At 71.5% G+C, this 21,691-nt stretch carries 22 protein-coding genes; 12 read left to right on the top strand and 10 right to left on the bottom strand.

Annotated features, from left to right (window positions below; translation table 11 throughout):
* Positions 1-93: 93 nt before the first annotated feature.
* Entirely contained in the window at positions 94-627 is a 534-nt protein-coding gene (locus IOD14_RS29030; protein ID WP_212671955.1) for a gamma carbonic anhydrase family protein, read from the top strand.
* Positions 628-630: 3 nt separating this feature from the next.
* Here the strand turns inward: IOD14_RS29030 and IOD14_RS29035 are convergent, their stop codons facing one another.
* Positions 631-1,281, bottom strand: a complete 651-nt coding sequence (locus IOD14_RS29035) for a DedA family protein (RefSeq protein WP_123992534.1) — start codon at positions 1,279-1,281, stop codon at positions 631-633.
* Between the two features lie 99 nt (positions 1,282-1,380).
* The gene (locus tag IOD14_RS29040) at positions 1,381-3,183 is read right to left on the bottom strand and encodes an RICIN domain-containing protein (RefSeq protein WP_249126306.1); all 1,803 of its coding nucleotides are present in this window, start codon (positions 3,181-3,183) and stop codon (positions 1,381-1,383) included.
* Positions 3,184-3,675: 492 nt separating this feature from the next.
* On the opposite strand from IOD14_RS29040, the gene galU reads away from it, so the two are divergent.
* Positions 3,676-4,629 carry a UTP--glucose-1-phosphate uridylyltransferase GalU gene (gene galU, locus IOD14_RS29045; protein WP_212671957.1) on the top strand — a complete coding sequence of 318 codons (954 nt, stop codon included), beginning with the start codon at positions 3,676-3,678 and terminating at the stop codon, positions 4,627-4,629.
* Between the two features lie 71 nt (positions 4,630-4,700).
* Here the strand turns inward: galU and IOD14_RS29050 are convergent, their stop codons facing one another.
* Positions 4,701-5,138, bottom strand: a complete 438-nt coding sequence (locus tag IOD14_RS29050; protein ID WP_123992536.1) for a DUF4442 domain-containing protein — start codon at positions 5,136-5,138, stop codon at positions 4,701-4,703.
* A 141-nt stretch (positions 5,139-5,279) separates the two neighbouring features.
* On the opposite strand from IOD14_RS29050, the gene IOD14_RS29055 reads away from it, so the two are divergent.
* Positions 5,280-6,578, top strand: a complete 1,299-nt coding sequence (locus IOD14_RS29055; RefSeq protein ID WP_212671958.1) for an MFS transporter — start codon at positions 5,280-5,282, stop codon at positions 6,576-6,578.
* On the opposite strand, the gene IOD14_RS29060 is transcribed toward IOD14_RS29055, so the two are convergent.
* Together IOD14_RS29060 and tuf are read right to left on the bottom strand one after the other, a co-directional pair.
* Positions 6,540-7,385 (bottom strand): fused MFS/spermidine synthase, encoded by an 846-nt coding sequence (locus IOD14_RS29060; protein WP_212671959.1) that lies wholly within the window; start codon positions 7,383-7,385, stop codon positions 6,540-6,542. The two genes, IOD14_RS29055 and IOD14_RS29060, sit on opposite strands and share 39 nt — an antisense overlap.
* 84 nt (positions 7,386-7,469) lie before the next feature.
* Complete coding sequence (gene tuf / locus IOD14_RS29065; RefSeq protein WP_123987772.1) at positions 7,470-8,639, bottom strand: elongation factor Tu; 1,170 nt, start codon at positions 8,637-8,639, stop codon at positions 7,470-7,472.
* Positions 8,640-8,956: 317 nt separating this feature from the next.
* Here tuf and IOD14_RS29070 point away from each other — a divergent pair, with 317 nt between their 5' ends.
* Positions 8,957-9,724 (top strand): TVP38/TMEM64 family protein, encoded by a 768-nt coding sequence (locus IOD14_RS29070; RefSeq protein WP_123987773.1) that lies wholly within the window; start codon positions 8,957-8,959, stop codon positions 9,722-9,724.
* Positions 9,725-9,740: 16 nt separating this feature from the next.
* Here IOD14_RS29070 and IOD14_RS29075 read toward each other — a convergent pair whose 3' ends face one another.
* Positions 9,741-10,910 (bottom strand): thiolase family protein, encoded by a 1,170-nt coding sequence (locus tag IOD14_RS29075; RefSeq protein ID WP_212671960.1) that lies wholly within the window; start codon positions 10,908-10,910, stop codon positions 9,741-9,743.
* Positions 10,911-11,003: 93 nt separating this feature from the next.
* Between IOD14_RS29075 and IOD14_RS29080 the strand changes: the two genes are divergently transcribed.
* The 6 genes from IOD14_RS29080 (at position 11,004) to lnt (ending at position 16,314) form a co-directional block, all read left to right on the top strand.
* Positions 11,004-11,474 (top strand): helix-turn-helix domain-containing protein, encoded by a 471-nt coding sequence (locus tag IOD14_RS29080; protein WP_123987775.1) that lies wholly within the window; start codon positions 11,004-11,006, stop codon positions 11,472-11,474.
* A gap of 147 nt (positions 11,475-11,621) precedes the next feature.
* Entirely contained in the window at positions 11,622-12,497 is an 876-nt protein-coding gene (locus IOD14_RS29085; protein ID WP_212671961.1) for an undecaprenyl-diphosphate phosphatase, read from the top strand.
* Between the two features lie 175 nt (positions 12,498-12,672).
* The gene (locus IOD14_RS29090; RefSeq protein WP_123987777.1) at positions 12,673-12,852 is read left to right on the top strand and encodes a hypothetical protein; all 180 of its coding nucleotides are present in this window, start codon (positions 12,673-12,675) and stop codon (positions 12,850-12,852) included.
* A 114-nt stretch (positions 12,853-12,966) separates the two neighbouring features.
* A complete protein-coding gene (locus tag IOD14_RS29095) occupies positions 12,967-14,139 on the top strand; it encodes an FAD-dependent monooxygenase (protein ID WP_212671962.1) in 1,173 nt (390 codons plus the stop codon).
* A 67-nt stretch (positions 14,140-14,206) separates the two neighbouring features.
* Positions 14,207-14,692 carry a nuclear transport factor 2 family protein gene (locus tag IOD14_RS29100; protein WP_123987779.1) on the top strand — a complete coding sequence of 162 codons (486 nt, stop codon included), beginning with the start codon at positions 14,207-14,209 and terminating at the stop codon, positions 14,690-14,692.
* Positions 14,693-14,754: 62 nt separating this feature from the next.
* Complete coding sequence (gene lnt / locus IOD14_RS29105) at positions 14,755-16,314, top strand: apolipoprotein N-acyltransferase (RefSeq protein WP_212671963.1); 1,560 nt, start codon at positions 14,755-14,757, stop codon at positions 16,312-16,314.
* Here lnt and IOD14_RS29110 read toward each other — a convergent pair.
* On the bottom strand, positions 16,238-17,143 hold the full coding sequence (locus tag IOD14_RS29110) for a Gfo/Idh/MocA family oxidoreductase (RefSeq protein ID WP_212671964.1): 906 nt from the start codon (positions 17,141-17,143) through the stop codon (positions 16,238-16,240). The genes lnt and IOD14_RS29110 overlap by 77 nt on opposite strands.
* Positions 17,144-17,264: 121 nt before the next feature.
* Between IOD14_RS29110 and IOD14_RS29115 the strand changes: the two genes are divergently transcribed.
* Together IOD14_RS29115 and IOD14_RS29120 are read left to right on the top strand one after the other, a co-directional pair.
* Entirely contained in the window at positions 17,265-17,777 is a 513-nt protein-coding gene (locus tag IOD14_RS29115; RefSeq protein WP_212671965.1) for a DinB family protein, read from the top strand.
* A 316-nt stretch (positions 17,778-18,093) separates the two neighbouring features.
* On the top strand, positions 18,094-18,432 hold the full coding sequence (locus tag IOD14_RS29120; protein WP_348540861.1) for a hypothetical protein: 339 nt from the start codon (positions 18,094-18,096) through the stop codon (positions 18,430-18,432).
* A gap of 12 nt (positions 18,433-18,444) precedes the next feature.
* On the opposite strand, the gene IOD14_RS29125 is transcribed toward IOD14_RS29120, so the two are convergent.
* The 3 genes from IOD14_RS29125 to IOD14_RS29135 all read right to left on the bottom strand — a co-directional run bounded on the left by IOD14_RS29125 (position 18,445) and on the right by IOD14_RS29135 (position 21,500).
* Complete coding sequence (locus IOD14_RS29125; protein ID WP_123987784.1) at positions 18,445-18,966, bottom strand: hypothetical protein; 522 nt, start codon at positions 18,964-18,966, stop codon at positions 18,445-18,447.
* 189 nt (positions 18,967-19,155) lie between these two features.
* Positions 19,156-19,839: a uracil-DNA glycosylase gene (locus tag IOD14_RS29130; protein ID WP_212671967.1), complete on the bottom strand. Its 684-nt coding sequence runs from the start codon at positions 19,837-19,839 to the stop codon at positions 19,156-19,158.
* An 80-nt stretch (positions 19,840-19,919) separates the two neighbouring features.
* Positions 19,920-21,500, bottom strand: coding sequence for an ABC transporter substrate-binding protein (locus IOD14_RS29135; RefSeq protein ID WP_212671968.1), 1,581 nt, complete (start codon positions 21,498-21,500; stop codon positions 19,920-19,922).
* Positions 21,501-21,691: the final 191 nt, after the last annotated feature.

Raw genomic sequence — 21,691 nt, forward strand, 5'->3', positions numbered from 1 at the left:
GAGCGCACGGCGCCCGGAGAGGGCCCATACCTTGTGATCTTCGCCCCACCGGCGTGGCGTACGGTTCCGGATATCACGAACCCAGGAGGCGAAATGGCGCACAAGGCATTGATCACGGGCATCGGCGGACGGGAACCGAAGATCGACGGGGACGCCTTCGTGGCGCCCACCGCGTCCGTGATCGGAGACGTGACACTGCAGGCGGGGGCGAGCCTCTGGTACGGCGCGGTGGCCCGCGGCGATGTAGAACGCATCTCAGTCGGCGCCCACAGCAATATCCAGGACAACTGCACGCTCCACGCCGACCCCGGCTTCCCGGTGACGATCGGCGAGCGCGTCTCGGTCGGCCACAACGCGGTCGTGCACGGCGCGACGGTCGAGGACGACTGCCTGATCGGCATGGGCGCGACGGTCCTCAACGGCGCGGTGATCGGCGCGGGTTCCCTGGTCGCGGCGCAGGCACTGGTCCCGCAGGGCATGCAGGTACCGCCGGGTTCCCTGGTGGCGGGCGTGCCCGCGAAGGTGCGGCGGGAACTGACGGACGAGGAGCGCCAGGGGGTCACCCTGAACGGGACGCTCTACTCGGACCTGGCCAAGGCCCATCACGAGGTGCACGAGGCACCGTGAGGATCAGTCGGCGGCCGGGACAACCTCCGGCTCGGCCGCCTGCTTCTGAGCCGTCGCCTTCGCCGCCTTGCGCTTGAGCACCAGCATCGAGGTCAGCCCGATCAGCACGGCCAGCACGAGCCCGAGCCACGAGAACCGCTTCAGCCAGGACTCCGCGACGATCCCGACGTAGTAGATGACGGCCGTCGTGCCGCCCGCCCAGACGATCCCGCCCAGCACGTTGGCGATCAGGAACTTCCAGTACGGCATCCGCAGCACACCGGCGAGCGGGCCGGCGAAGATCCTCAGCAGCGCGACGAAGCGGCCGAAGAACACCGCCCACATGCCCCACTTCTCGAAGGACCGCTCCGCCGTGGCGACATGGCCCTCGCTGAAGTGCCTCGGGAACTTGTTGCCCAGCCAGGTGAGCAACGGCCGGCCGCCCCTGCGTCCGATCGCGTAGCCGATGGAGTCACCGACGACCGCTCCGACGCTGGCGCACGCGCCGAGCACCACGGGGTTGATCCCCGCGTGCTGCGAGGACAGCAGCGCGGCGGAGACCAGGATGATCTCGCCGGGGAGCGGGATGCCCAGGCTCTCCAGGCCGATGACCAGGCCCACCAGGGCGTAGACGGCGGCCGGGGGCACGGTGTCGAGCCATTCCTGGACGTGCAACGCCGGTTCCTCCTGAGTCGCGTTCCCGGCGCGCGCCAACTGCCGACGCACGCCGGGGCAGCCTACCGGTTCACGAGAACCGGCGTCCGGAGCACCGGGTCACCGGCCGCCGCCGTGCACCGCACCCGCGCCGAGCACGCCGAGGCCGGAGGCCACGGGCGCCGTCATCGAGGGCACGGTGTCCACGACCGCGCCCAGCACCGCCCCGGCCACCTCGGCCGGCGCCGCCGGGATCGCGGGCGCGGCCGGCTCGGAGTCGTCGTGGTCGACCTGCGCGGCCCGTGTCCCGTACCGCTCCTGCGAGCTTCCGTGCTGGTCCGAGGGCCGGTCGGGACTCTCGTCGGAGTCACCGGGCCCCTTGTCCGAGCGGTCGTCGGAACCGGAGGGCGGGGCCGGGACGAGTCGGGGTGCGGCCGGATCCTCGCCCGACCCTTCGGAGGGCAGGACGGACTCGGTGTCCTGCGGCGACTGCGGGCCCTGCTGTGCCGGCGCGCTCTCGCCGGTGGACTCCAGCAGCCACCGCTGCCCCTTCGAGCCATTCCGCTCGGTGACGACGACGGCCTCCTCCCCCTTCCCGGGCTTCCCGGGCTTTCCGGGCGCGACCAGGAGGCCCTTCCCGCGCCGCAGGAGCAGTTCGCCGCGCACGGTGAGGTCGTAGCGGACCTCTCCCGCGTGGGTCAGACAGTCGGCGACCACGATCGACCGCTTCTCGGCGTCGGAGTCCAGGCAGAACCGGGGGTCGGACGCGCTGCGCAGCAGTCCGTCCTCCTGGTACGACCACTGCTGGGACCCGGCGGAGGAGCACTCCGCGAGCACGGCTCTCGCACCGTCCGCGATCCGCGCGTCGTGGGTGTCGAGGCACAGCCCCGCGTCGTCGTTGCGGAGCCTGCCGTGGCCGACCTCGACCGGCTCGCCCATGGACGCGGCGGACGGCGACCCGGCGTCCCGGGAGACCTGTGACGGGCTCGGCCGTACGGTGTTGCTGCTCACCGCGCCCCAGGTGGCGCCGGGTGCGGGGACACCGCCCTCGTCGGACCAGCCCTTGGTGACGAGCACCGTCGCGAGCAGGGCCAGGGAGGTCAGACCGGCGCCCACCAGAACGGCCCGGGCGCTCTTGCGGGGCTGGGCCAGGAGACCGGCCGGGACCGGGCGGTGGCGCCCGCCGGGCTTCCCGCGGACCGCGCCGGGCCGGGCCGGTTCCGGACGCCCGGCGGCACGCGCGGGCCGCGACTCGAGATAGCGGTGGGCACCCCAGCCGAGCACCGTCTCGGCGAGCAGCACCTCGAGACCGCCCTCGAAATGGCTGAGCTGTTCGGCCGCGTGACGGCAGTACCGGCATTCCGTCAGATGTTTGCGGACATCGGGCAGAAGGTCCCCGCCCCGACGAATCGGGACATCCAGGAGACGATTGTAGAAACGGCATTCGCTGGTGGGCGCGAGTTCCCGGTGGGCGCGGACACAGCCGGTACGGAATTGTTCGCGTGCCTGCTCGACGGCGGCCGTCGCACGGGCCGTGTCCACACCCAGCAGACCGGCCGGTACGGATATGGGTTCGGCTTCGACCTCGACATGCCACAGCAGGCATTGGGAGGCCCCGGGAAGGGCCCGGAATGCGCGCTCGGCGAGCAGTCGCCTTTCGGGGGTGACGGACCTCGCCGCGCGTAGACCACGGCCACCGATCGTCTTGCGAAGTTCCGGCAGGACGGCGGAGATTTCGTCGTCCGCGGCCCACTCCTTGACGAACTCCCTCACCGCGACGAGAAGTTGTGGGCGCAGTGCGCCGTCACCCGCCCGTCCGAGGACGCGATGAAATGCCGCGGCGGCCGCCATCGAGGCCGAACCGGACCAGGAGGCAAGACAGATGACCGAGTATTCGTAGGTCGCCTGCCAGTGCCGCGCCATCAACAGGGCGACGGCATGGCCGTCCACGCCGTTCTCGCCCAGTCGGGCCAGAAGATTGCGGTCGGACTCCGCCGGACTCGCTCCGGGGCGTGGGGGGTAAGGGGGTCGTGGCGGGTGAGCGGATTGCACGGGACGAATTCCTTCCAAGCCGCAGGACCGCATGGAATATGCGCCCTCGGAAAGCAGGAGCTTGATTGGTGCATACCTACGCCGCGTCAGATACGACCCGGCCGTCGGGGGGGGCGCTCACCTTCGCACAATTCATGCACGTCAAACAAGAAGTTGGAGTGACCCATGTTCAAAAAGACTCAAGTTCAGAAATGTTACCGACGGTATCCGCACCCGCATTCGAAATTAAGCGGGAGGCGGCCCTCAAGTTGTGTGCGTGGTCGGATGCTTGGCACACGAAATCTCCAACGCCGGGCCGGGTCCACAGCGGGCTCCCAGGAGCCTCCCGGCCCGCTCTCATCCCGGTGACGCAGCATGACCCTCATGATCATCCCCCACACCACCGACACCACCGCTCCTCGCCGCACGGTGCGCAAGGCGGTCGTCCCGGCCGCCGGGCTCGGCACCCGGTTCCTGCCGGCGACCAAGGCGACGCCGAAGGAGATGCTCCCGGTCGTCGACAAGCCGGCCATCCAGTACGTCGTCGAGGAGGCCGCCGCGGCCGGGCTGAACGACGTACTGATGGTCACCGGCCGCCACAAGCGGGCCATCGAGGACCACTTCGACAACGCCTTCGAACTGGAGCAGGTCCTGGCGGCCAAGGGCGACGCGGTACGCCTGGACGCGGTACGTGACCCGGCCCGCCTCGCCGACATCCACCACATCCGCCAGGGCGAGCCGCTCGGACTCGGCCACGCGGTGCTCTGCGCCCGCCGTCACGTCGGCGACCAGCCCTTCGCGGTGCTCCTGGGCGACGACCTGATCGACCCGCGCGAGACCCTGCTCAGCACGATGCTCGACGTCCGCGACCGGTACGCAGGGAGCGTGGTCGCCCTCATGGAGGTGCCCCGCGAGCAGATCCACCTCTACGGCTGCGCGGCGGTGGAGCCGACGCAGGAGAAGGGCGTGGTCCGGGTGAGCGGCCTGGTGGAGAAGCCTTCGCCGACGGCCGCGCCCAGCGCATACGCGGTCATCGGCCGCTATGTCCTCGATCCCGCGGTCTTCGACGTCCTGGACCGGACCCCGCCGGGCCGCGGCGGCGAGATCCAGCTCACCGACGCCCTCCAGACGCTCGCGACCGACGGCACGGTCCACGGCGTCCTCTTCGACGGGCTCCGCTACGACACCGGCGACAAGGCGGACTACCTCCGCACCGTGGTCCGCCTGGCCTGCGCCCGGCCCGATCTGGGCCCGGAGTTCACCGACTGGCTCAAGGGGTTCGTGGCGGAGCTGGACAACGGTGAGGGGGTGCAGGAGGGGCGTCGGTTGGCGGCCTGAACGACGAGGCCCGGGCCGGCGACACGTGCTCGCCCCGCGGCTCCGCGCTCAGCCGGCCCGCCGCCCCGCGCTCAGCCGTTGGGCCGCAGCGTCCACACCACCGTCATCTCGCCGGTGACCGCCCCGTCCCCGCGGCGGATCTCGATCGTGACCGGGAACTCGGGGCGTTCCCCGGCGTCGAGCTGGGCGACCACCTCGGCGGCCGGGCGGCCGAGGGTCGCCGTGGCGGTCACCGGGCCCATCGCGAGCTTGCGATAGGCGATCTCCGCGTTGACGGCGAGCGGTACCGCGCGCGAGAGCTGGTCGCCGAAGGCGGCCAGCACGACCGCCCCGCTGGCCGACTCGGCGAGCGTGAACATCGCCCCGGCGTGCGGCCCGCCCACGTGGTTGTGGAACTCCCCCTGGTCGGGCAGGGCGACCACGACCTTCTCCGGGCCGGTCTCCAGGAACTCGAGGTTCAGGGTCCGGACCATGGGCACGGTGGCGGCGAGCATCTCGCCGACGGACATCTGATCTGCGCTCATGCCGCGATGTTACCCATGGGTAGCCATCGCGGACAGGTCCGGTACCCGTGATCGCCGTCTCTTCGCGTCCGGATCCGGCCCACAAAGGGTTTGGCAGGACGGCGTCCCGGCGGCGATAGTCGGCCGGTGACCCCCTCCGCCGACTCCTCCCGTGCCCGCAGGCCCGCCTGGGCGAGCCGCAACTACAGCCTGCTGACCGCCGCCGCGTTCATCACCAACCTCGGCAGCAACGGCGCCCTCATCGCCGCCGCGTTCGCCGTACTGGAGACGGGCGGCGACGGCGGCGACGTGGGCCTGGTGGCCGCCGCCCGCACCCTGCCGCTGGTGGTGTTCCTGCTGATCGGCGGCGCGGTGGCCGACCGCCTGCCCCGGCACCGTGTGATGGTCGCGGCGAACGCCCTCAACTGTCTCTCCCAGGGCGCGTTCGCCGTCCTCGTGCTGACCGGCGAACCCCGCCTGTGGCAGATGATGCTGCTGACCGCGCTCGGCGGCACGGGCCACGCGTTCTTCAGCCCGGCGGCCGAGGGCATGCTGCTGTCCTCGGTGAGCGGCGAGCAGGCCGGCCGGGCCTTCGCGGTGTTCCGGATGGCGATGCAGGGCGCGGCGCTGGGCGGTGCCGCGCTCGGTGGCGCGATGGTCGCCGCGGTCGGCCCGGGCTGGGTCCTCGCCGCGGACGCCGCCGCGTTCGCGCTCGCCGGTTCGCTGCGCTCCTTCCTCGACGTCGGTCACATCGCCGCCCGTCCCCCGGGCGCCGGCCTGCTGGCCGACCTGCGCGACGGCTGGCGGGAGGTCGCGAGCAGGCCGTGGCTGTGGGGCATCGTCGTCCAGTTCTCCGTGGCCAACGCGGTCCTCGGCGCCGCCGACGCCGTCTACGGCCCGCTCGTCGCCCGGGACGACCTCGGCGGGGCGGGCCCCTGGGGCGTGGCTCTCGGCTTCTTCGGCGCGGGCACGGTCGTCGGCGCCCTCCTGATGACCCGGTGGAAGCCGCACCGGCTGCTGTTCGTGGGCATCCTCTGCGTGTTCCCGATGGCGCTGCCGTCCGCCGCGCTCGCCGTTCCGGTGTCGGTGCCCCTGCTGTGCACGGCGATGTTCGTGGCCGGCGTGACCATAGAGGTGTTCGGTGTCTCCTGGATGACCGCCCTGCACCAGGAGATACCGGAGGACAAGCTCTCCCGTGTCTCGGCCTACGACTGGTTCGGCTCGGTCGCCCTCATGCCGCTCGCGGCGGCGCTGGCGGGCCCGGCGGAGTCGGCGTTCGGGCGCACGGCGGCCCTGTGGGGCTGCTCGGGCCTGATCGCGGCGGTCACGGCAGCCGTCCTGTGCGTACCCGACGTCCGCGACCTGCGCCGGAACACCAAACGGATCGCCCGGGCCGGCGCGGACGACTCAGCCGACGCCGAACGCACCGTCGGGGGGCTCGGGTGACGCCACGGCCTGCTGGTCCCGCACCGGCCGCGCCGCACCGATGAACGTCCGCAGCCCTGTCCCGTGTTCGACCCGCGCCGGAAAGGCGTCGGCCGCCGTGCGCCGGGCCAGAGCCGCCGTGTCGAGGGGCCGGCGCGCGGCGACGAGCACCGCGTTCCCGAACCGCCGCCCGCGCAGCACTCCCGGCTCGGCGATCAGCACGAGCTCGTCGAACACCTCGGCGAAGTTGGCGAACTGGGACCGCAGGAACGCGAAGGGCGCGGAGTCGGCGAGGTTGGCGAGATAGATCCCGTCGCCCCGGAGCACCCGCGCGGCCTCACGGGCGTACTCCAGAGAGGTCAGTTGCGCGGGGACCCGCGAGCCTCCGAAGACGTCGGCGACGAGCACGTCGGCGGACGCGTCCGGAGCCTTTTCCAGCCATCCTCGGGCGTCGGCTGCGTGCAGCGCGATACTCGCCGCGTCCGGAAGCGGCAGATGCTCGACGACCAGGTCCAGCAGCCCCCGGTCGAAGTCGACGACGTCCTGCCGCGACCCCGGCCGGGTGGCCGCCAGGTACCGCGGCAGCGTCAGCGCGCCCCCACCGAGGTGCACGACGTCCAGCGCCCGCCCCGCCTCCCCGATCCCGTCCAGGACATGTCCGAGCCGCCGGACGTACTCGAACTCCAGATGCGTCGGCTCGTCGAGATCGACGTAGGACTGCGGAGCCCCGTCGACGGTCAGCAACCAGGCCCGCTCCCGGTCGACGTCGGGCATGAGCTTGGCGAAGCCGAAGTCGGTGGACCTGGCCACGGGTATCGAGTCGTTCACCCGTCCAGTGTGCCGACTCGGGGGTGCGGGGGACTGCGCGACCGGCCACGACGGCCCCGCAGTCCCCACGCACCGGTTCCGCCCCTAGGGGACGGCGGTGACGGTCCCGGCCCCGACGGTCCTGCCACCCTCACGGATGGCGAACCCGAGCCCCGCCTCGAGCGGCACGTCCCGACCCAGCTCCACGGTCATGACGACCTTCTCCCCCGGCCGGGCGACGGCGACCTCACCGAGGTCGACGTCCCCCACGACGTCCGCCGTACGGATGTAGAACTGCGGCCGGTACCCGGTCGAGACGGGCGTCGTGCGCCCGCCCTCCCGCGCGGACAGCACGTACACCTGCGCGGTGAAGCGACGACTGGGCACCACACTGCCCGGCGCGGCCACGACATGCCCCCGCCGGACCGCGTCCCGCGGCACGCCCCGCAGCAGCAGGGCCACGTTGTCCCCGGCCTGTGCCTCCTCCATGGGCTTGCCGAAGGTCTCGACCCCGGTCACCACCGTGTCCACGGCGGCGCCGAGCACTTCGACCCGGTCGCCCACCCGCACGGTGCCCCGCTCGACCGCGCCGGTCACGACCGTCCCCCGGCCGGTGATGGTCAGCACGTTCTCGACGGGCAGCAGGAACGGCGCGTCCAGATACCGCTCCGGGATGGGCACGTAGGTGTCCACCGCGTCGAGCAGCGCCTCGATCGACGCCGTCCAGCGCGGGTCCCCCTCCAGGGCCTTCAGCCCCGAGACCCGTACGACGGGCACGGCGTCGCCGCCGTAGCCGTGCGCGGTGAGCAGCTCACGGACCTCCAGCTCGACGAGCTCGACCAGCTCCTCGTCGGCCGCGTCCGCCTTGTTGAGGGCGACCACCACGTGGTCGACCCCGACCTGCCGGGCGAGCAGCACGTGCTCCGCGGTCTGCGGCATGATCCCGTCGAGCGCGGAGACGACGAGGATCGCCCCGTCGAGCTGCGCGGCCCCGGTGACCATGTTCTTGACGTAGTCGGCGTGGCCCGGCATGTCCACGTGCGCGTAGTGCCGGGTGTCGGTCTCGTACTCGACGTGCGCGATGTTGATGGTGATCCCGCGCGCGGCCTCCTCCGGGGCCCGGTCGATGCGGTCGAACGGCACGAACGTGCCGCTGCCGCGCTCGGCCAGCACCTTGGTGATGGCGGCGGTCAGGGTGGTCTTGCCGTGGTCGACGTGGCCCATCGTGCCGATGTTCAGATGCGGCTTGGTGCGCACGTATGCGGTTTTGGACATGGCGATACCTCGAAGCCTCTTCGTGTTCGTGGAAGAACGGGGACCCCAAGGACTCGCCGACCCTCCCCCTGCGGGGTCCGCCGGACGATCCGGGAAGGGTCAGCTTCGGGCGCCGTCTGCGGCGGCCGGGAAAACGGGAACGGCAGCCTTCGGCGCATCCGCGACTGCGGATGCTGCGAGAGCGAAGGCGTACCGGAACATGACGCAGATCATGTCCGATGCGTCGTCCCACGTCGAACGGTTTTCCGCGGCGTGCGTCCGCACAACCGACGGCATCCGTAGGGCGATCACTCAGCCGTGTCGGTTACCGTCACAGGATGCTCGATGCCACCACCCGCTCTGGGGGCACCGCCACGGCCACTCCCCCGGCCATCGCCACGGAGCTCGCTCTCCCCGCCCCCGCTCCGGTGGGTCTCACCGCCCGCTGCACGAGAGTGCTGCTGTCGCCGTGGTCCCGGCTCTCCCTGCTGGTCGCGCTGCTCGCGGGCGCCGCCACCACGGTCCTGCTCTTCGAACCGCAGAGACTGCTCTCGGACGGCTGGCCGCCGCAACTCGGCGGGATCGCGGCCGCGGTCGTGTTCGGCGTGGCGTACGGGCTGTGCACGGTCGCCTTCGTGCCGCGCCCGCTGCTGAACCTCGCGGCGGGGGCCCTGTTCGGCTCGCAGCTGGGTCTCGCGTCGGCGCTCGCCGGGACGGTGCTCGGGGCGGGGCTCGCCTTCGGGCTGGGCCGGGTGCTCGGCCAGGACGCGCTGCGGCCGCTGCTGCGGGGGCGGTGGCTGAAGGCGGCGGACGGGCAGTTGAGCCGGCACGGGTTCCGCTCGATGCTCGCGGCCCGGCTGTTTCCCGGGGTGCCGTTCTGGGCGGCGAACTACTGTGCCGCGGTCTCCCGTATGGGATATGTGCCGTTCCTCGTGGCGACGGCGCTCGGGTCGGTACCGAACACCGCCGCTTACGTCGTCGCCGGGGCGCGTGCTTCCGCGCCCACGTCACCCGCGTTCCTCATCGCCATGGCCGCGATCGCCCTGCCGGCTCTGGCGGGGGCGGTGGTCGCCTGGCGCAAGCGGCACCACCTGCGCAGGCCGTGAGGGCGCCGCGGCGCGGCTAGAGCCTCTCCAGGATCATCGCGTTGGCCAGGCCGCCCGCTTCGCACATCGTCTGCAGTGCGTAGCGGGCTCCCCGCTCCCGCATCGCGTGCACCAAGGTCGTCGTCAGGCGGGTGCCGCTCGCGCCCAGGGGGTGGCCCAGCGCTATCGCGCCGCCGTGGACGTTGACCTTGGAAAGGTCCGCTCCCGTCTCCTGACGCCAGGCCAGGACCACGCTGGAGAAGGCCTCGTTGACCTCGAACAGGTCGATGTCGTCGAGGGCGAGGCCGGCTCGGCGCAGGACCCTCTCCGTGGCCGGGACGACTCCCGTGAGCATGAGGACCGGGTCGGATCCGGTGACCGCGAAGCTGTGGAGGCGGGCCAGGGGGCGCAGGCCGAGTCGTCGCGCGGTCTCGCCGGACATGACGAGCACGGCGGAGGCGCCGTCGTTGACCGGGCTGGCGTTGCCCGCCGTGACGTTCCACTCGATCTGGGGGAAGCGTTCGGCGAAGGCAGGGTCGTAGTAGGCGGGCCTGAGGCCGGCGAGGATCTCGGGGGTGCTGCCCGGGCGTACGCATTCGTCGCGCGACAGGCCCTCCAGCGGTGCCGTTTCGGCGTCGAAGAGACCCTTCTCCCAGGCCGCTGCGGCCTTCTGGTGCGAGGCGACCGCGAACGCGTCCATCTGCTCGCGCGAGATCGACCACTTCGCCGCGATGAGCTCGGCGCTGATGCCCTGCGGGACCAGGCCCTCCTTGTACCGTGCGGCGACTCCGGGGCCGAAGGGGTCCTTGCCCTCGGGCACGTTCGACCACATCGGCACGCGGCTCATCGACTCGACCCCGCAGGCGACGACGATGTCGTAGGCGCCCGCGATCACGCCCTGCGCGGCGAAGTGCACGGCCTGCTGGGAGGACCCGCACTGGCGGTCCACGGTGGTCGCCGGGACCGTCTCCGGGAAGCCGGCCGACAGGGCCGCGTAGCGGGTGGTGTTCATGGCCTGCTCGCCGACCTGGTCGACGGCGCCGCCGATGACGTCGTCGATGAGCGCCGGGTCGACACCGGAGCGCTCCACGAGGGTGCGCAGGGTGTGGGCGAGGAGTTCGACGGGGTGCACGTGCGCGAGGGCGCCGTTCGGCTTGCCCTTGCCGATGGGAGTGCGTACGGCTTCGACGATCACTGCGTCAGGCATGCTGCGGGCCTCCATGGCTACCAGTGAGTAGGAAATCCGAACTCACGATAACTCCGCGAGTTGGAAAAACAAACCCTCTACTAGACTGGGCGCATGGCCGCCACCAAGGACCCGCGTCCCTGCTCGATCGCCGACGCCCTCGCACTCGTCGGCGAGAAGTACTCCCTGCTCGTGCTGCGGGAGGTCTGCCTGGGCAACCGCCGCTTCGACCAACTGGTGCGCAACATCGGGGCCCCGCGCGACATCCTGGCCACCCGGCTGCGCCGGCTCGTCGACGCCGGGATCCTCACCAAGCGGGTCTACAGCGAGCGGCCGCAGCGCTTCGAGTACCGGCCGACGCAGGCGGGGCTCGAACTGGAACCGGTGCTGCTGACCCTCATGGCGTGGGGCGACCGGCACCTGCGCGGGGACGACGACCGGCCCATGGTCGTCGAGCACAGCTGCGGCAACGAACTGCTGCCGGTCGTCTCCTGCTCCGCCTGCGGGGGCCCGGTGGCCCACGAGGACCTCACGGCCCACCCCCAGGCCCCCGGCTGGACGGTGACCGGACCGACGGCCGCCTGACCGCCCCGCATCGGGCGCTGCACCGGGCCCTGTGCGGGGGCCGTCAGGGCGGGGCGCTACGCTGCCCCTCGCACCCCGATCACCGCACCCGGTGATGTGGCGCGCCCGACTCCCCTCACACGATCAGCACTTGGACGCCGTAACTTCATGTCTTGGTTTGAATCACTCATCCTCGGACTCGTCCAGGGGCTGACCGAGTTCCTTCCCGTCTCGTCCAGCGCGCATCTGCGCCTGACCGCGGCCTTCTCGGGCTGGAAGGACCCCGGGGCGGCCTTCACCGCGATCACGCAGATCGGCACCGAGGCAGCCGTGCTGATCTACTTCCGCAAGGACATCGGGCGGATCGTCTCGACGTGGAGCCGCTCCCTGGTGAAGAAGGAGCTGCGCAGCGACCACGAGGCCCAGATGGGCTGGTTGGTGATCGTCGGCTCGATCCCGATCGGTGTGCTGGGGCTGCTGTTCAAGGACCAGATCGAGGGACCGTTCCGCGATCTGCGCATCACCGCCACCATGCTGATCGTCGTCGGCATCGTGATCGGTATCGCGGACCGTCTGGCGGCACGGGACGAGACCGGCGGGCGGCATCGCGCGCCCAAGCAGCGCAAGGGACTTGAGGACCTGGGGGTCAAGGACGGGCTGATCTTCGGCCTCTGCCAGGCCATGGCCCTCGTCCCCGGGGTCTCCCGCTCCGGCGCCACCATCAGCGGCGGCCTCTTCATGGGCTACAAGCGCGAGTCCGCGGCCCGCTACTCCTTCCTCCTCGCCATCCCGGCCGTACTGGCCTCCGGGCTGTTCGAGCTGAAGGACGCGATGGAGAACGACCACGTGTCCTGGGGGCCCACGATCTTCGCCACGGTGATCGCGTTCGGTACGGGTTACGCCGTCATCGCCTGGTTCATGAAGTTCATCTCCACCAAGAGCTTCATGCCCTTCGTCTGGTACCGCATCGCCCTCGGCATCGTCATCATCGTCCTGGTCACCATGGGCGCCCTGAGCCCCCACGCGGCGGAATCGGCGGGCTGAGCCGGGCGCACGCCTCACCCGCCGGCAGTTCGCGCGAGCGCGAACCCCTCTTCCCGGCCCAGGAGTTCCGCCTCCCCGTCACAGGGTGTCCGCCCCGAATCCCGTGACCAACCGCATACGTTCTGCGTAGCTGTCCGGTAGCGGACTGTCAGTTCTTGCGCCTAGGCTTGTTCACATGTTCCCCGATTCCGAGAGCTCTGGTTCCGTGCGGTCTGCTGCCGAGGTGAACGAGCAGATCCGGGCGCTCTGGATGCGTGCCGGCGGCACCCTGTCGTCCCAGGAGCGCGCCGAGTACGAGCTGTTGGTCGTCGAGTGGGCCGCCGCGATCCGCGGTGATGTCATCGAGGCGGCCTGAGCCGAGCCCACGTCGGCCGAAACACCCTGTACGCCCGCGCAGTTCCCTCCGATAGCCTGCACGACCCCACCGTCGAGACCCGGACCCCCGCGTCCCTCGAAGTGAGGTCATGCCATGAGAGCGATCGTCGTGGGCGCGGGCATCGGAGGACTCACCGCGACGCTCGCCCTGCGCCGGGCCGGCCATGACGTGACCCTCCTCGAGCAGTCGCGGCGGCTCACCGAGATCGGCGCCGGCATCCAGCTCGCCCCCAACGCCACCCGCGTACTGCGCCGGTTGAACCTCCTCGACGCGGTCGCACAGCACTCCGTCCGCCCCGCCCACCTCAGCTTCCGCACCTGGTCCGACGGCTCCGAGATCTGCCGCTATGTCATCGGCCGCGACGCCGAGGAGGAGTTCGGGGCGCCGTACCTCCAGGTCCACCGGGCCGATCTCCAACGGGCCCTGGCCGCCGCCGTACCGCCCGGTTCGCTGCGCCTGGCCACCCCTGTCACGGGGATCGACCAGGACGACAAGGCCGCCCGGGTGACCACGGCGAGCGGTGAACGCCTGGACGCCGACCTCGTCGTGGCCGCCGACGGCATCCGCTCCGCCGCCCGCCAGTGGCTCTTCGGCGCGGACGAGGCGGTGTTCTCGCACACCGCCGCCTACCGGGCCCTGCTCCCCGCCGCCGAGGTCGCCGACCTGGACCTCCCGCAGTACGCCGGCTGGCTCGGCCCGGGCGGCCACGTCGTCCACTACTGGCTGCGCCGCGGCGAACTCCTCAACGTCGTGGCCGTGTTCGTGACGGACCGGGCCGCCCGGGAGTCGTGGACCGCGCAGGCGGAACCCGGCGAGCAGCTGCGCACCTTCGCCGGCTGGGACCCCCGGCTGCTGACCGTCCTCGACCGCGCGGGCCAGGTCTTCCGCCACGGCATCCACACGCGTGCCCCGCTCCCCCGCTGGCACGTCGGCCGCGTCACCCTGCTCGGCGACAGCGCCCACGCGATGGTGCCCTTCCAGGCGCAGGGCGCGGCCCAGGCCGTGATGGACGCGGCCGTGCTCGGCGACTGCCTGACCGACGCGCGTGCGGACGAGGTGCCCGAGGCCCTCGAGCGGTACGTCCGCCGACGGGTCCCGGCGGCCACCGCCGTGCAGGCCGGTTCCGCCCGCGCGGGCCATGACTACCACCTGCCGGACGGCCCCGAGGCCGACGCCCGCAACGCCCGCCTGGTCGCCCTCGCGGCCGGGAACAGGTTCGGTCCCCATGCGGCCGCCTGGCCGGAGGACGTCGTGGCGGACCGATGACCCCGCACCCGCCGAATGTCCCCGCACGCCCCTTGGCTCGGCCCGCCCCATGCCCAACACTGAGCCGATGACGCAGCGTGTGGAGCTCGCGACCGTGATGGACCGGCTGGCCGTGGACGCACTCGTCACCGACTACGCCGTGGCCGTGGACGACGGCGACTGGGAGGCGTACCGAGGACTGTTCACCTCCGACGGACGGGCCGACTACCGCTCGGCGGGCGGGGTCGAGGGGGACGCGCACACGATCGCCGTCTGGCTCGCGGAGAGCCTGGGGCTCTTCTCGATGCGCCAGCACCTGATCGTCAACCGCCGTGTCCGCTTCGGCACCCTGGACCAGGACACCGGCGACACGGCCCGCGTCCAGGCCGACTACGTCAATCCCATGCGCCTCGCCGGTGACGGCGCCGCCTCCACCGCCCCCGACTTCGTCTGCGGCGGCCGTTACGCCTTCGCCCTGCTGCGCACGGACGCCGGCTGGCGGCTGCGCGAGGTCGTCGTGGAGGAGAAGTGGCGGCGTCTGCCGGACCCCCGGCCCGCACCTGTGATCAACTGAACCGACCCCTTCGGGTCGTCAACCGCACGCACACCGACACCCACACGGGGTAGGAGCGCCGTATGACCACGTTCGGCCCCCTGCTCACCTCCCCGTGGCGGCGCTCGACCGTCGCCGTGCTGGCGGGTGCCCTCCCCGTCCTCGCCTTCCCGGCCCCCTCCCTGTGGTGGCTGGCCTACGTGGCCCTCGTCCCCTGGATCGCGCTGATCCGCTCGGCACCCACGGCGAAACGGGCGGCGTACGACGGCTGGGCGGGCGGTTTCGGGTTCATGGTGGGGATGCACCACTGGCTGCTGCCGAGCCTGAACGTGTTCATCTTCGTCATCGGCGCCCTGCTCGGCGCGCTGTGGGCCCCCTGGGGCGCCCTGGTACGGCACTTCCTGGCCGGAACGCCCTCGCGCGGCCGGATCGCCGGCGCCCTGGCCGTACTGCCGTCGGGCTGGCTCGGCATCGAGCTCGTTCGGTCCTGGCAGGGGCTCGGCGGCCCGTGGGGCATGCTCGGCTCCAGCCAGTGGGAGGTCGCACCGGCGCTGCGGCTGGCCTCGGTCGGCGGGGTGTGGCTGATCAGCTTCCTGATCGTGGCCGTCAATGTGGCGGTCGCCGTGCTGGTGACGGTCCGTGAGTCCCGGCTCCCGGCGGTGGCGGGCCTGGCCGCCGTGGCCGCGGTGACCTCGGCGGCCTGGATGTGGTCGCCGCGTCCCGACACGAGCGGCAGCACCCGCATCGCCGTCGTCCAGCCCGGTGTCGTCGACGGCCCCGACCGGCGCTTCGCCCGCGAGGAGCAGCTGACCCGCGATCTCGCCGGGCAGGACGTCGACCTGATCGTCTGGGGCGAGAGCAGTGTCGGCTTCGACCTCGGGGACCGGCCCGACCTGTCGAAGCGGATCGCGGCGCTCTCCGCGGAGACCGGCGCCGACATCCTCGTCAACGTGGACGCCCGCCGCTCCGACAAACCCGGCATCTACAAGAGTTCGGTGCTCGTCGGCCCCGACGGACTCACCGGCGACCGCTACGACAAGATGCGCCTGGTCCCGTTCGGCGAGTACATCCCCGCCCGCTCGCTGCTGGGCTGGGCCACCTCGGTCGGCAAGGCGGCGGGCGAGAACCGCAGGCACGGTACCGAGCAGGTCCTGATGAACGTCGGCCACGGACTGACAGTCGGCCCGATGGTGTGCTTCGAGTCGGCGTTCCCCGACATGAGCCGCCATCTCGCCGAGGACGGCGCCCAGCTGCTGATCGCCCAGTCGGCGACCTCGTCCTTCCAGCACAGCTGGGCCCCCGAGCAGCACGCCTCGCTGGCCGCCCTGCGCGCCGCCGAGTCGGGCCGCCCGATGGTCCACTCGACCCTGACCGGCGTCTCCGCCGTGTACGACGCGAGCGGGCAGCGCGTCGGCCGGTGGGTCGGCACCGATGCCGCCACCTCGCGCGTGTACGACGTACCGCTGGCGACGGGGACGACGCCGTACGTCCGCTTCGGCGACTGGCCGGTGCACGCGGCGCTGCTGGTGCTCGGCGTGTGGTGCGCCGTCCGCCTGCGCCGACGGTTCAGGCGGCCCTCTCCTGAACCGCGCGTACCACCCGCTCGCACAGCTCATGGGTCGCCAGCGCGTCCCGGGCGCTGAGCACCTTTCCCGCGCGTACGGCGTCGAGGAAGGCGAGCACCGCCTGCTCGATGCCGCGCTGCCGGGCCACCGGCACCCAGTCGCCGCGCCGCCGCACGGTCGGCTGGCCCTTGTGGTCGATCACCTCGGCGAGGTTGAGCACCTGCCGCTTGGTGTCCTGCCCGGACACCTCCAGGATCTCTTCGGCGGAGCCGCTGAGCCGGTTCATCACCCCGAGCGCGGTGAAACCGTCGCCGGCGAGCTGCAGCACGACGTGGTGCAGCAGGCCGTCCACCACGCGCGCGCGTACCGTCACGTCGTCGACCGGCCCCGGCACCAGGAACCGCAGGGTGTCGACGACGTGGATGAAGTCGTCGAGGATCATCGCGCGCGGCTCCTCCGGGAGCCCGATCCGGTTCTTCTGCATGAGGATCAGCTCGCGCGGGTGCTCGGCGCACTGCGCGTACCCGGGGGCGAACCGCCGGTTGAAGCCGACGGCCAGACTCGTGCCGCGCTGTTCGGCGAGCGCCACCAGCCGTTCGGAGTCGGCGAGTTCATAGGCGAGCGGCTTGTCGACGTACGTCGGTACGCCCGCCTCCAGCAACCGCGTGACGATGTCGGGGTGCACGTTGGTCGGCGCGTGCACGAAGGCGGCGTCGAGGTCCTGGGCGAGCAGCGAGTCGAGGTCGCGGTGCCGTTGTCCGTCGGGGAGGTGGAGACCGTCGGCGACCCGGGTCAGGGTCGCCGGCGTCCGCGTCTGCACATGGAGTTCGACGCCGGGCCGGCCGCCGAGCACCGGCAGATACGCCTTCTGCGCGATGTCCCCGAGTCCGATGCAGCCGACCTTCACGTGGACTCCTTCGACCGTTGTCTCCCAGGCTTCTCCGGAAGCATACGGCGGCCTTCCCGGGCCCCGGCCGGCGACCGGGAATTCGCTGGTGGCGAGCGGTGAGCCGGGGGAGGATGCCGACATGACGACTCAGCGCGCCGAACCCGCGACCACCGCCGACGAACGCTCCATGCTGGAGGGCTGGCTGGACTACCACCGGCAGACCCTCGCCTGGAAGTGCGAGGACCTGACCGACGCCCAGCTGAGGACCGCCGCGGTGGAACCCTCCACGCTCTCCCTGATGGGCCTGGTGCGGCACATGGCGGAGGTGGAGCGCAGCTGGTTCCGCCGGGTCCTGGCCGACGAGGACGCCGGGCCGATCTACTACAGCGAGGAGGACCCGGACGGCGAGTTCCGTCTCACCGAGGCCGACACCTGGCAGGAGGCGTACGGCACCTGGCAGGCGGAGATCGAGCGGAGCCGGCAGAACGCGGCCCGCTTCGGCCTGGACGACCTCACCGTGGGCAAGCACCGCAGGACCGGGGAGCGGTTCAACCTGCGCTGGCTCTACACCCACATGATCGAGGAGTACGCCCGGCACAACGGGCACGCCGACCTGATCCGCGAGCGTCTCGACGGCACCACCGGCGACTGACGTCAGCACCGGCAGGCCCGAGCACGCCGTATGGGGGCGGAGATCACCCGTGCGGGGCAACCTCCGCTCGTCCGCTGTCGCCGAGGTCTTGCGAACCAGCAGAGTGGCGCGGGTGCATCGAACCACGACTACCGCAACGCTCCTGGTCACCGTGGCTGTCTCGGCCCTCACCGGCTGTGTGACGATCCAGCGTCCACCCGTGTCCGGGCCGCCGCCGACGACGGCACCTTCGCAGCCGCCGGGGCCGGGGGACGCCCGCCCGGACGGTCAGGCGCAACCGCAGATCGTGCAGGCCCCTGCCCAGGAGGCGCTTTCCATGATCGACCCGTCCCGGTCCTCGAAGCCGGGTGGGACCGCGTCCCGTGACAGGGCGCCGGGGACCGCGGCGGCTCCGGCGCAGCCGCGGGACGGACAGCCGGCCGACGCACGACCGGTCCACCCGCAGCACCCGGCGCACCCGGCCCGTCCCGAGCCGCGGCGCCCGGACGCCCCGCACCACGGGCAGCCCCGGGTCGAGATCCCGGACGTGGCCAAGTCGGTCCCCACGGCGGTTCCCAGGGGGCCGAAGGACGTCTGCGCGCTGGGCAGGAAGTACGGACGCTGGCAGGAGGGCAGCCCCGAGTCGGCCATCTGCGACCAGACCTACGGGCGTTGAGGCGCCCGGGTCTCAGGGCCGCTGCCGCGGCGGCCCCCACCCTCCGTCGCCGGCGGATCCGTGTTCGCCGAGCCGGAGTTCCAGCCTGCTGATCGCCGCCCGCACCCCGTCGCTGTAGTTGTCCTCCCCCAGGGCGTCCGCCGCCCTGCGGGCCCGGCGCAGATGGGTGCGGGCGGCGTCCGTGCGGGCCAGCCGCACGTAGTCGGCGGCCAGGTTCAGGTGGAGCGAGGGATACAGGGCGCGCACCGCGAGCGCGCCCTCGCGCCGGGTGAGCCGGTCGTCGGTGAGCTCCTCGGCCGCCGTCAACGCCCTCAGGTCCCAGGCGAGTTCGTCGCAGGGGTCGTCCTGGGCGTCGGCCATGTAGTGGGCCAGGGTGCAGCGGTGCAGCGGGTCGCCGTCCTCGCCTAGCTCCGCCCACAGCTCCAGGAAGCGGTGCCGGGCCTCCTCGCGGTCCCCCGCGTGGCACAGCATGACGACCTGCCCGATCCGCGTCATCACGGCATCCGGCGCCGTCTGCTCCTGTCGCTCCGTCACGCGTCCTCCGGGCGTTCGTCGGCTGGGTCGCTGTCTCTTCCGACGCTAGGGCCTGTCCGACGGTTCACGTCGGCGGCGCGTGGTCCGGTACGCCCATCTGCGGCGTGGCCGGTTGTCGGCTCCCCCACGCCCGTGCGCGGGGGAGGGTCGGGCGGGGCCGGTCGGTGCGGTGCCGGCCCGGTGGAGGGGTCAGCCGAGGTTCGGGATCGTCCAGTCGACGGGCTCGTGGCCCTGCTGGGCGATCGCCTCGTTGATCTGCGTGAACGGGCGGGAGCCGAAGAACTTCTTCGCCGACAGCGGGGAGGGGTGCGCGCCCTTGACCACCACATGGCGGCTCTCGTCGATCAGGGGGAGCTTCTTCTGGGCGTAGTTGCCCCACAGCACGAAGACCGCCGGGTCGGGCCGCTCGGCCACCGCGCGGATCACCGCGTCGGTGAACTTCTCCCAGCCCTTGCCCTTGTGGGAGTTGGCCTCGCCGGAGCGCACCGTGAGCACCGCGTTGAGCAGCAGGACGCCCTGCTGGGCCCAGGGCATCAGGTAGCCGTTGTCCGGGATCTCGAGGCCCAGCTCCTCCTTCATCTCCTTGTAGATGTTCCGGAGGGAGGGCGGGGTCCTGACGCCGGGGCGGACCGAGAAGCACAGGCCGTGTCCCTGGCCCTCGCCGTGGTACGGGTCCTGGCCGAGGATCAGGACCTTCACCCGGTCGTACGGTGTCGCGTCGAGGGCGGCGAAGACCTCCTCGCGCGGCGGGTAGACGGGACCTTTCGCCCGCTCGTCCTCGACGAACTCCGTCAGCTCCTTGAAGTACGGCTGCTGCAGCTCGTCGCCCAGAACCCCGCGCCAGGACTCGGGCAGCATGGCGATGTCGGTCACGTCAATTCCTCACGATGTGCGGTCACTTGCAGGGTTCAGAACCTACAGGCGCCCACTGACAATCGCCGCCGCGAGGGCACCTACCAGCTCGTCTTCCAGTACAGCTCCCACATCGTCATCATGGTCGCCGGGTCGATGACCTTCTCGAGGCCGGCGATCTCCTCGCTCGCGGCCACGTACTGCTTGCCCTGCCACAGCGGCACCAGCCGGGCGTCGTCCACGAAGACCTGCTGGGCCTCCTCGATCTGCGGCCCCACGGCCCCGCGGTCGCTCTCCGCGCGGGACTCCGGCAGCAGCTTGCCGGTGATCTCGGGGGCGTCGTACGGGGTGCCGAGGGCGTTCTGCTTGCCCACGAAGGGGGCGATGAAGTTGTCGGCGTCGTGGAAGTCGGGGAACCAGCCGCGCCCGAACACCGGGTACTCACCCTTCTGGTAGCCCTCGACGTAGGTCTTCCACGGACGGCTCTTGAGGGTGATGGTGAACAGGCCGGAGGCCTCCAGCTGCTTCTTCAGCTCCTCGAAGGCGGGCTTGGTCGTCGAGCCGTAGCGGTCGCTGGTGTACCAGAGGGTCAGCGGGACCCGCTCGGTGATCCCCGCTTCCGTGAGGAACTTCTTGGCCTTGGCGACGCTGGGGTCCCCGAAGTTGTCGAAGAAGCCCGTGGTGTGGCCGGTGAGTCCGGCCGGGACCATCGAGTACAGCGGCTCGACGGTGTCCTTGTAGACGTAGTGCACGAGCGCCGGGCGGTCGACGATCTGGGCGACGGCCTTGCGGACGGCCGGCTTCGCGGACCACGGGTCGCGGGGGTTGAACACCAGGTAGCTGATCTCGGTGGTGGGGTTCTCTACGAGCTGGAGCCCCTCCTTCTGCTGGTTGACCTCGATGTCCACGGTGTCGGAGGCGCCGAGACCGCGGTAGACGACCGAGATCTCCTTGTCCTTGAGGGCCTTGACCATCTCGTCCGACCGCGGGAAGTAGCGGATGGTGACGGCCTTGTTCTTGAGGTCCGCTATGCCCTTGTAGTTGTCGTTGCGGACGAGCTCGGCCTTCTGGCCCTCCTGGTAGGCGTCGAGGCGGTAGGGCCCCGAGCCGGTGATCTTCCCGTCCTTGCGGATCGCGTTCGCGGAGTACTCGTCGGGGTCCACGATCGACATGGCGGGCGTGGTGAGGACCAGGGGGAAGGTGGCGTCGGGCTGGCTGAGGTGGAAGACGATCTCGCGGTCGCCCTTCACCTGCACCCGGGAGAGGGTTCCCAGCAGGCCCGCGGGGCCGCCGTTGACGTTGATCTTCTTGATGCGGTCGAAGGAGTACTTGACGGCCTTGGCGTCCAGCGTGTCCCCGTCGGAGAACTTCAGGCCCTCGCGCAGCGTGCAGCTGTACACGGTGCTGGACGAGTCGGTGAACTCGCAGTGCTCGGCGGCGTCGGGTTCGGGGTCGGAGCCGCCGGGCGAGTAGTTCAGGAGCGTCTGGTAGACGTTGCGGAACAGCTCCCAGGAGTTGTCCCAGGAGGCCGCCGGGTCCAGCGTGGCCGGGGCACTGGTGGTTCCCACGACGATCGCCTTGCCGTCGTCCGAGGAGTCGGAGGAGAACACACCGCATCCGGCCACCGTGGATATGGACACGAGGGCCGCGAAAGGCGGCAGGTATCGGTTCCGCATGAACACGCGCTCGCTCCTCGAAATGCCGTGCCGAGAGTCGGCAAAACATACCGCAGCGCCACGCACACTCAACCGGTTCGTCCACAGGCGGCTCACCCATCGCGCCGGTGATGACCCTGTAATACCTTTGTGTGGCTTTTGTGCATCGACACGGGCGCCGTCACTGTCAACGGACGCCCGTGCCGAGACGGCGGGGG

The sequence above is a fragment of the Streptomyces sp. A2-16 genome (assembly GCF_018128905.1).
GTDB lineage: Bacteria > Actinomycetota > Actinomycetes > Streptomycetales > Streptomycetaceae > Streptomyces.